General features: G+C 61.7%; 12 protein-coding genes. 5 read left to right on the top strand and 7 right to left on the bottom strand.

All coding sequences use genetic code 11. The features are described from left to right. Positions 1 to 10: 10 nt before the first annotated feature. From cobF to PSH96_RS16270, 5 genes are all read right to left on the bottom strand, one after another. Positions 11 to 766 (bottom strand): precorrin-6A synthase (deacetylating), encoded by a 756-nt coding sequence (cobF, locus tag PSH96_RS16250; RefSeq protein WP_305453878.1) that lies wholly within the window; start codon positions 764 to 766, stop codon positions 11 to 13. A gap of 45 nt (positions 767 to 811) precedes the next feature. Further along, a complete protein-coding gene (locus PSH96_RS16255; protein WP_305453880.1) occupies positions 812 to 1,366 on the bottom strand; it encodes a histidine phosphatase family protein in 555 nt (184 codons plus the stop codon). Positions 1,367 to 1,477: 111 nt separating this feature from the next. Beyond that, on the bottom strand, positions 1,478 to 2,800 hold the full coding sequence (locus PSH96_RS16260; protein WP_305453881.1) for an MFS transporter: 1,323 nt from the start codon (positions 2,798 to 2,800) through the stop codon (positions 1,478 to 1,480). A gap of 38 nt (positions 2,801 to 2,838) precedes the next feature. Continuing rightward, complete coding sequence (locus tag PSH96_RS16265) at positions 2,839 to 4,374, bottom strand: class I adenylate-forming enzyme family protein (RefSeq protein WP_305453882.1); 1,536 nt, start codon at positions 4,372 to 4,374, stop codon at positions 2,839 to 2,841. 3 nt (positions 4,375 to 4,377) lie between these two features. Then, positions 4,378 to 5,556: an acetyl-CoA acetyltransferase gene (locus PSH96_RS16270; protein ID WP_305453883.1), complete on the bottom strand. Its 1,179-nt coding sequence runs from the start codon at positions 5,554 to 5,556 to the stop codon at positions 4,378 to 4,380. Positions 5,557 to 5,686: 130 nt separating this feature from the next. Here PSH96_RS16270 and PSH96_RS16275 point away from each other — a divergent pair, with 130 nt between their 5' ends. The 4 genes from PSH96_RS16275 (at position 5,687) to PSH96_RS16290 (ending at position 9,632) form a co-directional block, all read left to right on the top strand. Continuing rightward, complete coding sequence (locus PSH96_RS16275) at positions 5,687 to 6,259, top strand: LuxR C-terminal-related transcriptional regulator (protein ID WP_056859407.1); 573 nt, start codon at positions 5,687 to 5,689, stop codon at positions 6,257 to 6,259. Positions 6,260 to 6,444: 185 nt separating this feature from the next. Further along, positions 6,445 to 7,338, top strand: coding sequence for a VOC family protein (locus PSH96_RS16280; RefSeq protein ID WP_305453884.1), 894 nt, complete (start codon positions 6,445 to 6,447; stop codon positions 7,336 to 7,338). Then, complete coding sequence (locus PSH96_RS16285; protein WP_305453885.1) at positions 7,335 to 8,726, top strand: alginate export family protein; 1,392 nt, start codon at positions 7,335 to 7,337, stop codon at positions 8,724 to 8,726. The genes PSH96_RS16280 and PSH96_RS16285 overlap by 4 nt, the downstream gene beginning before the upstream one ends. An 87-nt stretch (positions 8,727 to 8,813) precedes the next feature. Beyond that, positions 8,814 to 9,632, top strand: a complete 819-nt coding sequence (locus PSH96_RS16290) for an alpha/beta fold hydrolase (protein WP_305453886.1) — start codon at positions 8,814 to 8,816, stop codon at positions 9,630 to 9,632. 61 nt (positions 9,633 to 9,693) lie between these two features. On the opposite strand, the gene PSH96_RS16295 is transcribed toward PSH96_RS16290, so the two are convergent. Then, positions 9,694 to 10,074 carry a DoxX family protein gene (locus PSH96_RS16295; protein WP_056859411.1) on the bottom strand — a complete coding sequence of 127 codons (381 nt, stop codon included), beginning with the start codon at positions 10,072 to 10,074 and terminating at the stop codon, positions 9,694 to 9,696. Between the two features lie 186 nt (positions 10,075 to 10,260). On the opposite strand from PSH96_RS16295, the gene PSH96_RS16300 reads away from it, so the two are divergent. After that, positions 10,261 to 11,259, top strand: coding sequence for an NAD(P)H-quinone oxidoreductase (locus PSH96_RS16300; RefSeq protein WP_305453887.1), 999 nt, complete (start codon positions 10,261 to 10,263; stop codon positions 11,257 to 11,259). Positions 11,260 to 11,905: 646 nt separating this feature from the next. Here the strand turns inward: PSH96_RS16300 and PSH96_RS16305 are convergent. Beyond that, on the bottom strand, positions 11,906 to 13,039 hold the full coding sequence (locus PSH96_RS16305; protein ID WP_305453888.1) for an alkene reductase: 1,134 nt from the start codon (positions 13,037 to 13,039) through the stop codon (positions 11,906 to 11,908). Between the last annotated feature and the right edge of the window lie 65 nt (positions 13,040 to 13,104).

The raw sequence follows: 13,104 nt of genomic DNA on the forward strand, positions 1-13,104 counted from the left end.
AGCATCAACCTCAGGGTTTGCGCAACAGATACGTGTCCATGATCCAGCCATTTTCCTGGCGCGCGGCCTTGCGCACCCGTTGGATTTCGTCGGCCACTTCGCTGACTTTGCCGCTGATAAGAATTTCATCCGGCGTGCCCAGGTAGGCGCCCCAATAAATATCCATATCCTGGTCGGCCACAGTGCGGTAGGAGTCCTCGGCATCGAGCATCACCACCAAGGTATCGGCATCACTCGCCTGCCCCGCCGCCAACCGGCGCCCAGTGGTGATCTCGATGGAGCGGCCAATACGGTTGAGCGCCACCTTATGCTGGGCCGCCAGGGCCTGCACACTGGTGATGCCGGGGATCACTTCGAATTCGAACGCACAACGGCCGCTGGCCAGAATCGCCTGCAGAATGCGGAGGGTGCTGTCGTACAGCGCCGGGTCGCCCCAGGCCAGGAAAGCGCCCACTTCACCGTCGGCCATGTGCTCGTTGATCATGCGCTCGAACGTCTGCTGTTTGTCGCGGTTCAAGTCCTGCACGGCGGTGGTGTAGTCGATATCACCGCGCACGCGCTCGGGGCAGTCGGCCTCGACGAAACGGTAACCGGGCTCGGTGATGTAGGTCTCGCAGATCTCGCGGCGCAGGTCGATCAACTTGTCTTTGCTCTGGCCCTTGTCCATCAGGAAAAACACGTCGGTGCGGTTCAGCGCCTTTACGGCCTGCATCGTGATGTAGTCGGGGTTGCCGGCGCCAATGCCGATGATCAGGATGCGTTTCATGGGGTGCTCTCATTGCGGGGCGTGGATTTTGCCACGTTCACAGGGTCAGGCGTGAGTTTCCAGGCGCAGGCGCCACACATTGTTAAAGCGCAGCTCGGTGGCGGACAGCGGCTCGACGTCGATCAGGTAGAACTTCGAGAGGGGAAACTGCATGACGTAAAGCAGGGCGGCGCGGATCACGAACGGATGGGTGACGGCCACGACATGGCCGGGTTGGGTTTCAAGGGATTTGATCCAATGTCCAACCCGCACACAGAGCTGTTCCACTGATTCACCGCCATGGGGTGCGGCGGTGCTGTCGGTCATCCAGGCGGCCAACGCGTCGGGGGCCAACTGATCGATGGCCTGGCCTTTCCAGGCGCCGAAATCAGCGTCACGCAAAGCATTTTCGATCTGCGCCTCGGCACCGAACAGGCCCGCGGTCTGACGGGTTCTGGCCTCGGGCGCGCTGACTAACCGCAGGGTTTTCTTGAAACGCCCGGCCAGGGATAGCGCCGCACCTTGCCAATCCATCGCCACAGACTCGTCATCGGGAAAACGCCCGTACTTTTGCAGCGGCGTGACGGCATGGCAAATCAAGGTCAAGCGAGTGGCCTGCATCACAATTCACTCTGTTTCGTGGCGCAGTCAGCGGAGACTGGCGGAGTTGTCTCAATATATTACAACACACATGAAACAGGACGTCGGTCAAACCCCAACGCCCCTGAGCGATCAGGCCAGCGCCGCAGTCGCAGGCGGCGCGACCACCGGGCTACCGCTGGCAACAAAGTCCTCTTTGCGCAACACCACCAGGGCAATCAGCGACACCACACCGGTGGCCACGTAGAAGTACCACGGTGAAGTGATGTCGCCCGTCACCTTGATCAGCCAGGTGGAGATCAGCGGCGCGCTGCCACCAAACACCGCGACCGGCACGTTATAGGCCACGGCAATCCCGGTGGAGCGGATGCGCGTGGGCAGCAACTCACTCATCAGCGCGTAGGTGGATGAGGCGTACAGCCCGAACAGGATCGCCACCGCCATCAACGGCGCGAAGAACGACGCGGGCGTGGCGGTGGGGGCCGACTTGAACAGCCAGAACATCGCCAGCGTAGCCAAAGTGCCGATCACCATCAGAAACGGCTTGCGCCCGTACTTGTCGGTGAAGGCGCCTCCAAACGGCATCACGAACGCCGCCGAGAAACTGGCGACAAACACATAGAGCAAGGTGGTGCCGCTGTCGAACTTGAGGATCTTGGCCATGTAGGTCGAGGCGAAGGTCAGCACCAGGTAAAAGATCGAGCTGTGCAAGGTGATGATGAAAAACACCAGGGCGATGGCGCGTTTCCACTGCCAGACCTCGCGCAGCGGCGCGCGGGAGGTTTGCCCGGCGCGTTGCAGGGCCAGAAACTCCGGGCTGTCTTCGAGCTTGAGGCGGATATACATGGAGATAAAACCCAGCGGCGCCGCGATCAGGAACGGCACACGCCAGGCCCATTCCTGCATCGTGTCGGCGCCCAAAATCCAGGTCATACCATTCGCCACGGCGCCACCCAGCAGCAGGCCGAGTACGGCGGTGACCATCAACCAGCACGTGGCAAAACCGCGGCGGCCGGGGCCGGCGTATTCGGAGATAAAGCTGGTGACCGTGCCGATTTCGCCGCCCGCCGAAAAGCCCTGCACGCAGCGCACCAGAATCAGCAGGATCGGCGCGGTGATGCCCAGGGTTGCGTAAGTGGGCAGCAAGCCCAGCAGCACAGTGGAACCGGACATCATCACCAGTGCCATGATCAGGGTTTTGCGCCGGCCGATCTTGTCCGCCAGCGGGCCGAAGAACAGCCCGCCCAACGGCCGGATAAAGAAGCTCAGGGCGAACGCGGCGAAACTGGCAAGCAGGCTGGTGGTAGGGTCATCGGAGACGAAAAACGCCTGGCCGATGTACACGGCGAGAAAGCCGTAGACGCCATAGTCATACCACTCGATCAGGTGGCCCGAGGTGGCACCGAGAAATGCACGGCGGCGCTTGCGCTGCGTGTCTTGCGCTGTATTGCCCATCGAAGGGACTCCTTGTCGGTTGTTCTGTCCATGAAAAGCTAGGAAAGCGCGGCGATACTCGCTGCTTTCAACCACTGCCGCAAGTCGGTCTTGAGGGTTTTGCCGTAGCTGTTCTTCGGCAAATCGGCTCTGAACACATACTTTTTGGGTTTCTTGAATGACGCCATGCGTTCCAGAAACCACGCGGTGAGTTCGGCCTCATCCAATGCCTGCCCGCTGCGTGTGACCACAAAGGCCACCACGGACTCACCCCATTGCGCGTCCGGCTCGCCCACCACACACACCTCGGACACCTCGGGATGCTGCACCAGCACTTCCTCGACTTCACGCGGGTACACATTGCTGCCGCCGCTGATGATCACGTCTTTGGAACGATCGGTGAGGGTCAGGTAGCCGGCCGGGTCGAGAAAGCCGATGTCACCGGTGAGCAGCCAGCCATCGACCAGGGTTTGCGCGGTGGCCTGCGGGTTGCGCCAATAACCTTGCATCACCGTGGCGCCGCGCACGGCGATCTCACCGCGCTCGCCGGTCGGCAGCGGTTGGTGCCGGGCATCCAGAATACGGATTTCAACACAGGCTTGCGCATGGCCGACGGAGGCTGCCAGGGTTGACCAGCCTGAGCGCTGACGGTCCGCGATCAGGGCGCGGGGCAATACGCTGATGGTCATCGGGCTTTCACCCTGGCCGTAGATCTGCACCAAGCGCGGGCCGAAGGTGTCGAGCGCCTCGCACAGATCGGCCAGGTACATCGGCCCGCCCCCGTAGACGATGGTCTTGATGCCGTCGCCGCCATAACCCTGGCGCCGCGCCTGTTCGACCATGCGCTTGACCATGGTCGGCGCGGCGAACAGCGATACATTGCCCAGTTGCTCAGCCAGGCCAAACAGCTCGCCGGCATCAAAACCGCCGGAAGCCGGCACCACATGCCGGGCGCCGCAGCGCACATGGATAAAGTTATACAGCCCCGCCCCGTGGGACATCGGCGCGGCATACACGGCTGCATCGTCGGCACTCACCGGGTCGACATCCGTGGGGTAACACAGCGACATGGCGACCAGGTTGCCGTGGGACAGCATCACGCCCTTGGAGCGCCCGGTGGTGCCGGAGGTGTAGAACAGCCAGGCCAGGTCCTGATCCTGGCGCGGCACCGGCTGCTCCAGGGTCGGCCAGCCACGGGTCGGCGGCAGCGTGCGGGCGTCCAGTTCCTTGCAGCGCGCAGGCAAGTCCCGGGATGACGCGAAGACCCGGCCGCCGTCGGTAAAGATCAAGCGGGCCTCGGCATCGGTGGCAATCCACGCGGCTTCTGCCGGGTGCAGTTTGGCGTTGATCGGCACCACCACGCCGCCCAGCCACCAGACGGCGTAGAGCACTTCCAGGTAGTCGCAGCTGTTTTTCATCAACAGCGCCACCGCATCGCCCGGCACCAGGCCATATTGATCGACCAGTTGCGCGGCGCGTTGGCGGACATGGGCGGCGAAGGTTGCGTAGTCGGCGACTTGCCGCGTGCCTTCAAACAACGCCGGGCGTTGCGGATCGCGGCGCTGGGTGTCGTGCAGCCAGTTGGCAATGTTCATGGCTCAGCTCCGACGCGCGTGCAGCACCGAGGCATAGTTGGCCACGGCCATCCCGCCCATGTTGAACACCAAACCGAACTCGGGGTTAGGCACTGCCAGGCCGATCGGCTCGCCGGTCAATTGGCGAAACGCCAGGGCATGCATCGACACGCCGGTGGCGCCCACCGGATGCCCCTTGGCCTTGAGCCCGCCGGACAGGTTCACCGGCAACCGCCCGCCTGCGCGCACCACGCCGCTGTCAAGCACACGGTGCCCCTCGCCTTTGGGCGCCAGGCCCATGGCTTCGTAGATCAGCAGCTCGGCGATGGTGAAGCAGTCATGCACCTCAGCGAAGCTCAGGTCGGCCAGGGTGATATTCGCCCCGCGCAACGCCGTGTGGATCGCGCGTTGCGGGCCTTCAAAGGCGAGGATGTCGCGCTGGGCAATCGGCAGGCAATCGTTGACCTGGGTCAGTGTGCGAATCTGCACATCACGACGAAACGCGCGCGCACGCTTGGGCGAAGCCAGGATGATCGCGGCGGCGCCGTCGCTGATCAGCGAGCAATCGGTCAGGCGCAGCGAATCGGCCACAAACGGGTTGCTCTGGGACACGTTGTTGCAGTGTTCGAAATCCATCACCCGGTGCATCTGCGCCAACGGGTTGGCCATGGCATTGGAGTGGTTTTTGGTGGCGATGGCCGCCATCGAGCCCAACGGGCAGTGGTAGCGCTCGGCATACTGACGCGCCGCACGGCCGAACAACTGCGGGAAACTCAAGCCTGCTTCGGCCGGGTCGTTCTGATAGCCGGCACCGGCCAAGGCCTGGGTCACCTCGGCGGTGGTGGTGTGGGTCATCTTTTCGGCGCCCACCACCAGTACCAGCTCGGCGCTGCCGGACAGGATCGCCTGAACCCCGGCCAGGATCGCCGCCGAACCGGACGCGCAGGCGTTTTCACAGCGGGTCGCCGGTTTGAAGCGCAGCCCAGGGTCGGCCTGCAGCAGGAGCGAAGCCGGGAACCCATCGGGCACCAACCCCGAATTGAAGTGGCCAAGGAATAACGCGTCGATCTCGCTGGCGTCAATTGCCGCGTCCCTCAGGGCTTCGCGGGTGACCTGTACGATCAGATCCTCCAGGCGGGTGCCTTCAAGGCGACCGAAACGTGAATGACCGGCAGCAACAATGGAGACGCAATCAGCTGGCATAATCAATTTCTTCTATTTTTGGTGCGGACATTTACCTACAATGACCCACCGTTGGGCGCGCGCCAATTCGTGCAACTACTTACATGGCTAAGTAGCCCCAGTTGAGAAAAGCGACGAGGCAGGATGCCCAATGAACGCGTTTGCACAGCAGTTCCACGACATAGAACGCCTGGCGTTCCAACTCTCCCCCGCGCCGCAACTGGTCACCCGCAACCGCGTAATGGTCGACTGTAATGAGGCCTTCCTGCAGTTGTTCGGCTATTCGCGCGACGCATTGGTCAACCAACTGACGCTGCTGATCTACCCTTCCCAGGCGGACTACCACGCCATTGGCAAGCGCAGCCATGAATGGCTGCTGGAAAGCGAAAACGGCTTCTACTCCGACGAGCGTTTCATGCAGCACCACAACGGCGAAGTGTTCTGGGCCAAGTCCCACGGCTACACCCTCACGCCCAAAGACCCGTTCAAGCTGATGATCTGGCACTTCGAACGCCTGGACCGCACGCACCAGGGCACCGGCGATCTCACGCCACGGGAGCGGGAAATCGCCATGCACATCGTCAATGGCCTCAAGTCCAAGGAAATCGCCTTGCGCCTGGCGATCTCCCACCGCACGGTGGAGGTGCACCGCGCGCGTTTGATGAGAAAGTTGCAGGCCAAGACGGTGGTGGAGTTGGTGTCGAAGATTATTAAGGTGGCGTGACAGAGGTAGATTTTTGTCGGGTTCCGCTATCACTCGAAGCGATAGCCGTGCTGCCCGCTGAAAAACGCACCTGTCATGCCCTGGGACTTTCCTGCCTCAAGTGCGCCATCAAGCACGTCCATACAATTCGCATCCATGCAGGCCGCCTAAGCTTCTGACTTTCCAAAATCGGCTGGAGAGCAGGCATGGGTAGAAAAGCGAATAGGGTAAGCCTGGCGGTGACGCTGTTGGTCGGGGCCATGATGAACAGCGCGTTCGCGGCAACGCCGAGCGTGGCAGTGGCGCCGCAGTACGACACCAGCCACGTCTACGTGGCACCCGCTGATGTGGACCGCTTTGCCACGAGCTTCCTGGCGACCTTCGGTGGCAAAAGTACCCCACAGGTGGTGGTGAACGTACTGCCAGTGCCAAGCAGTACCACCTCGCAATTGCTGCAGACGCCGGTCGGTACAGTGTCACTATTCGGCTTCAGCACCCCTATACCGCATCCGTTTGGCCAGGAGCGCAACGGTTACCTGGTCAAGGACATGGACGTGGCCCTCAAGGCCGCGCGAGAAAATGGTGCAGCCGTGATTGTCAGTGACTTTCCCGACCCTATCGGCCGCGATGCCGTGGTGCAGTGGCCAGGCGGTGTGAACATGCAGCTCTACTGGCACACCCAGGCCCCTAACTACGCAGGGTTCCAGACGGTGCCGGAAAACCGCGTCTACCTGCCTGCCGAGCGGGCCGATGCGTTTATCAAAGCGTTCCTCGGCTTTTCCCATGGCAAGGTCCTGGCTGACGACAAACACGCGCCGGGTATCGATATCGGCCAGGGCGGCCTCTACCGGCGTGTCGACCTGCAATCGCCGTTCGGACGCATGGCCGTACTGGTGACCAATGGCCAACTGCCCTACCCGTTCGGCCATGAGACCACCGGTTACCAAGTCGACGACCTGACGGCCACCCTGGCCAAAGCCACAGGCTCTGGCGCCACTGTGCTGGTACCGGCGTTCGCGAGCAAAGGGCGGCGCAGCGCAATGGTCGAATTTCCCGGTGGATACGTCGCGGAAATTCACCAGCTCAGCGCGGCAAAATGAATCGTCTTACCCCCTGGGGCTTGGCCGTGCTGTGGCCGCTGCTCACCGCCAGCGCCCACGCCGAGGAGCAAGCCACCCGACCGGTGCTCAAAACCAACCGCTGGCAGGAAAACTGGTCGGTGCTGCAAGACCCGGCGCTGCGCACGCAACCGTTGGACAATTTGAAGTACATCCCGCTGTCAAGCGCCAACCCGATGACGTACCTGTCGTTGGGCGCGAGCTTGCGCGAACGTTTCGAGATGAACGATGCCAGTGGGTTCGGCGTGCGCGATGTGCAGCGTGATCGCTACCTGATCCAGCGCTTTGAGGTCCACGCGGACCTGCACCTGGACGAAAACTGGCGGGTGTTCACCCAACTCGAAGATGCTCGGGCGTACGACAAAACCACGGTGGGTGGTGCCGATCAAAACCGTGTCGACTTGCGGCTGGCGTTTGCCGAGTACGTGAACACTTTCAGCAGCGGGACGTTCAAAAGCCGTATCGGCCGCCAGGACTTTGCCTTCGACTTGCAGCGTTTTATCTCGTCGCGGGATGGGCCGAATGTGCGCCAGTCGTTCGATGCGCTCTGGGCCGACTGGGAAACCACCCATTGGCGTTTTATCGCGATCGCCAGCCAGCCGGTGCAGTATCAGGACGAGAGACACTTCGACGACCGCTCCAACAGCGACGCACGCTTTCACCTGCTGCGGGTCGAGCGATTGGTGGGCGGCAGCAATGAGTTGTCGGCCTACTACGGCGTGTATGAACGCAGCGCTGCGCATTACCTGGACGCCGACGGCGAGGAAACCCGCCAGCTGTTCGACGCCCGCCTGGGCGGCGCGGCCCGGGGCTTCGATTGGGACATCGAGGCGATGCTGCAAAGGGGGTCGGTGGGCAGCAAGTCGATTCGAGCGTGGGCCGCTGGCAGCCGTACGGGCTATACGCTTGAGAGCCTGGCATGGCAACCACGGCTCGGCGTGCAACTGGATATCGCCTCCGGCGACCGCAAAGCGGGTGATGCTACCGTCGGCACGTTCAACCCGCTGTTTCCCAACGGCTACTATTTTTCACTGGCTGGCTATACGGGCTACAGCAACCTGATCCACGTCAAACCGTCGATCACCGTCAAGCCCATTTCCAAGCTGAGCGTACAGACTGCCATCGGCCTGCTCTGGCGACAGACCACCGAAGACGCGGTCTATACCCAACCGAACTTGCCCGTGGCCGGCACTGCAGGCCAAGGCGAACGCTGGACCGGTGCCTACGCTCAGTTGCGCACCGACTATGCCTTCACACCGAACCTTGCCGGCGCGGTCGAAGCCGTGCATTACGCGGTAGGCCGGACCCTGCGCGAGGCCGGTGGTGACGACAGCAATTACCTGGGAGTCGAGCTCAAATTCAGTTGGTAAACCCAGGCAAGCACAGGTGTACAAGCCCTTCGACAAATGCAAGACAATAGTAACGCGCAGTCATCCCCCTCAACCAAGGAGTTATGCATGAGCACATTCGTTGCCAAAGACGGTACCCAGATCTACTTCAAGGACTGGGGCAGCGGTAAACCCGTATTGTTCAGCCACGGCTGGCCGCTGGATGCGGATATGTGGGAATACCAGATGGAATACCTGAGCAGCCGCGGCTTTCGCACCATCGCTTTCGACCGCCGTGGTTTTGGCCGGTCCGACCAACCATGGACCGGCAATGACTACGACACCTTCGCCGACGATATTGCCCAGTTGATTGAACACCTGGACCTCACCGACGTGACCCTGGTGGGCTTCTCCATGGGCGGCGGCGACGTTGCTCGCTACATCGCCCGCCATGGCAACGCACGCGTAACCGGCCTGGTATTGCTGGGTGCCGTGACGCCGATCTTCGGTCAGAAAGCGGACTACCCGCAAGGTGTGCCCACCGATGTATTCGACGGTATCAAGGCCGGGCTGCTGAAGGACCGCGCGCAATTTATCAGCGATTTCAATACCCCGTTCTTTGGTATCAACCAGGGGCAGAAGGTCTCGCCGGGCGTGCTCACCCAGACCTTGCAGATTGCCTTGCTGGCATCGCTCAAATCGACGGTTGATTGCGTCACGGCATTTTCCGAAACCGACTTTCGCCCGGACATGGCCAAGGTCGATGTGCCGACCCTGGTGATCCACGGTGATGGCGACCAGATCGTGCCGTTCGAGACCACCGGCAAGGTGGCGGCGCAGATGATAAAAGGCGCGCAATTGAAGGTGTACAAGGACGCGCCGCATGGTTTTGCCGCCACTCACACCCAGCAGTTGAACGAAGACCTGTTGGCCTTCCTCAACCGCTGAAGCAACGGCGTCACCCTCTCCTTTCTTTGGCCGGGCTTGCCCGGCCTTTTTTTGTTCAGGCTCAAGCGTGACCAAGTGCCAGGCGACCGGGCCCTGCGATCAGAATGCTGGAAAACAGGATCAACAGCAGCCATCCAAACTGCCCTTCAAACAGCGACCACTCCGGGTGCACGACCAGCAAAGCCACCAGCAGCACTGCAAGGATCGGCAAACAGGCCAGGCGCACCCAGACCCCGGCGATAATCAACAACGGGCAGACAACCTCAGCGCCAATCGCCAGGCACAACGTGACATTGGCGCCCAAGTGAAACGGGTCTTCGATCAGCGTCAATTGCTGGCTGTAGTGGAGCAGTTTGGGCAGCCCATGCACCCACAGCAAGAACAGCGATGCACTGACTCGCAGAAACAGCAGCCCAAGCGCCTGACTTTTTGATTCATTCATCTGCAACGTCCATAAAAGAAACCGACGTCGATTGTGTCCGCAGAGCCGAGTCCCAGCTTGCAAGCCTGTGCTGACCTTATGGCAAAGAGCCGGTTATGCTGGGCGCCACCCAAACCACCCCGGTTGAATCAACCACCACCGGCTGCGGTCCCACTTCATACGCTCATCGCTACAGGAATCGTGAACATGACTCTGCCCCACGACATGACCCAGATTGAAATCACCACCTTCGGCGGCCCTGAGGTGCTTCAGCCTCGTCAGGTTGCAGTGCCCTCACCCGCCCCCGGCGAGATTCTGATTCAAGTGCACGCCGCCGGGGTCAATCGTCCCGATGCCCTGCAACGCGCTGGCAAGTACCCGATGAAACCCGGCATGAGCCCGATACCGGGCCTGGAAGTGGCCGGCGAAGTGGTTGCGCTGGGCGACGGCGTCAGTGAATACAGCCTGGGCGACAAGGTCTGTGCCCTGACCAATGGCGGCGGCTATGCACAGTTCTGCGCCGTACCCGCCAGCCAGGCCCTGCCGGTGCCTGAAGGCATGGATTGGATTCAAGCCGCTGCCGTGCCGGAAACCTTTTTCACTGTCTGGGCCAACTTGTTCGGCCTGGGTGGCGCGCACAAAGGCCAACGCGCCTTGATCCACGGCGGCACCAGTGGCATCGGCACCACCGCACTGATGCTCTGCCAGGAGTTCGGCATCCAGGCGTTCGCCACCGCCGGCAGTGCCGACAAATGCGCGGCGATTGCAAAACTGGGCGCCGAGCCGATCAATTATCGCGAGCAGGACTTTGCCGAGGTCATCGCCAAGAAGACCGGCGACAAAGGCGTCGACGTGATCCTCGACATCATGGGAGCCTCCTACCTGAACAACAACCTCAAGGCCCTGGGCATGGACGGGCACTTGGTGATGTTGGGCTTCCTCGGCGGCGGCAAAGCCAATGACGTCGACCTGCTGACTATCCTCGGTAAACGCGCAGTCATCACTGGTTCCTTGTTGCGCGCTCGCACCAAGGACGAGAAAGCCGCAATTGCTGAGCAGCTGCACGAATCCATATGGCCGGTGCTGTCCGCCGGGCGCTGCCTGCCGATCATCGACAAAGTGTACGAATACACCGACGCCGCCCAGGCCCATGCACGGATGGAAGGCGGGGATCATATTGGCAAGATCGTGTTGCAAGTGAGGTAATCGAGCCTCGGCGAGGCGGCTAAGGCGGCGGCACTGGCGAAGTATAAGTTGCCTGACCCACCGCCTTCGCAGCCTCGCTAAAGCTCGACAGCTCCCACAGGGGATCGGCTGTGTTGGTCAGGTCTCAGTTCGCAGGGCCGCCGCGCCATACACAAATCCCCCCAGCGACAAAGATCCAATGTGGGAGCTGTCGAGCCCCAGCGAGGCTGCGAAGGCGGCGGCACAGGCGACATATAAGCTGCCTGACCCACCGCTTTCGCAGCCTCGCTAAAGCTCGACAGCTCCCACAGGGGATCGGCTGTGTTGGTCAGGCCTCGGTTTGCAGGGCCATCGCGCCATACACAACTCCCCCCAGCGACAAAGATCCAATGTGGGAGCTGTCGAGCCTCGGCGAGGCGGCTAAGGCGGCGGCACTGGCGACATATAAGTGGCCTGAACCACCGCTTTCGCAGCCTCGCTAAAGCTCGACAGCTCCCACAGGGGATCGGCTGTGTTGGTCAGGCCTCAGTTCGCAGGGCCGCCGCGCCATACACAAATCCCCCCAGCAACAAAGATCCAATGTGGGAGCTGTCGAGCCCCAGCGAGGCTGCGAAGGCGGCGGCACTGGCGACATACAAGTTGCCTGACCCACCGCCATCGCAGTGACTTAGCGCACTGACCCGGCGTACACCGGGTAGTCGGTATAGCCCTGCGCCGAGCCGCCGTACATCCCTTCTGCCCGCAGCGGGTTCAATGGCCAGCCGTTGAACAGTCGCTGTGGCAGGTCCGGGTTGGCAATGAACGGGCGACCGAAGGCGATCAAGTCCGCCAGCCCCGACTCCAACAGCTTTGCACCGCGCTCAGCGGTGTAACGCCCGGCGTAAATGATCCTCCCGCTGAAGGTGCTGCGCACCGCCTGGCGGAAGGTTTCAGGCAGGTCAGGCGCGTTGTCCCAGTCGGCTTCGGCGATGGACACATAGGCAATGCCGGACGCCTCCAGCACCTTGATCGCCTCGATATAGGTGTGATGCGGGTCTTCCTCCACCAGGCCGATATACACGCGGTCCTGATCAGTGCCGCTGAATAGCGGCGAAAAACGCACGCCAAGACGCTCCGGCCCGACCACGGCCGTCACTGCTTCAACGATTTCGCGCAAAAAGCGCAGGCGATTGTGCAACGAGCCGCCGTATTCGTCGTCGCGCTGGTTGGCATGGGCAGAGATGAACTGGTTGACCAGGTAACCATTGGCAGCATGGATTTCCACGCCGTCAAAACCTGCGTCCAAGGCATTGCGCGCAGCCTGTGCGTAATGCCCAACCAACTCCTCAATCTCCAGCACGCTCAATGCACGCGGCACCGGCGGCTGTTTCAATTCACCCACGCCGGGGCCGGTTTCGATAAAGGCTTTCGCCTGCTCCGCCCGCAACGCAGAGGGCGCGACCGGGGCCAACCCTTCTGGCTGCAGGGCGTTGTGGGACACACGGCCGACATGCCACAACTGGGCGAAAATCACTCCGCCTTCGGCATGCACCGCCTCGGTGACTTGGCGCCAGCCGTCGATCTGCGCCGGGGTATAAATGCCCGGCGTCCACGCATAGCCCTGGCCACGCGGTTCGATCTGCGTGCCTTCACTGACCATGAACCCGGCAGTGGCGCGCTGGCGGTAATACTCGGCCATCAGGTCGGTGGCGATATCACCCGGTTGCGCACTGCGTTGACGGGTCAAGGGCGGCAGCACAACCCGGTTATTCAAGGTGTGATGCCCCAGTTTTACCGGGGTATTTAAAACACGCATAGTCATGAGTCACTGTCCAAATTCAGGGCGAACAAAAGCTTTGGCGGCTCTTGAGAGCCGCCAATGCCTGC

It is taken from the genome of Pseudomonas sp. FP2338, assembly GCF_030687515.1.
GTDB classification, from domain to species: Bacteria; Pseudomonadota; Gammaproteobacteria; order Pseudomonadales; family Pseudomonadaceae; genus Aquipseudomonas; species Aquipseudomonas salomonii.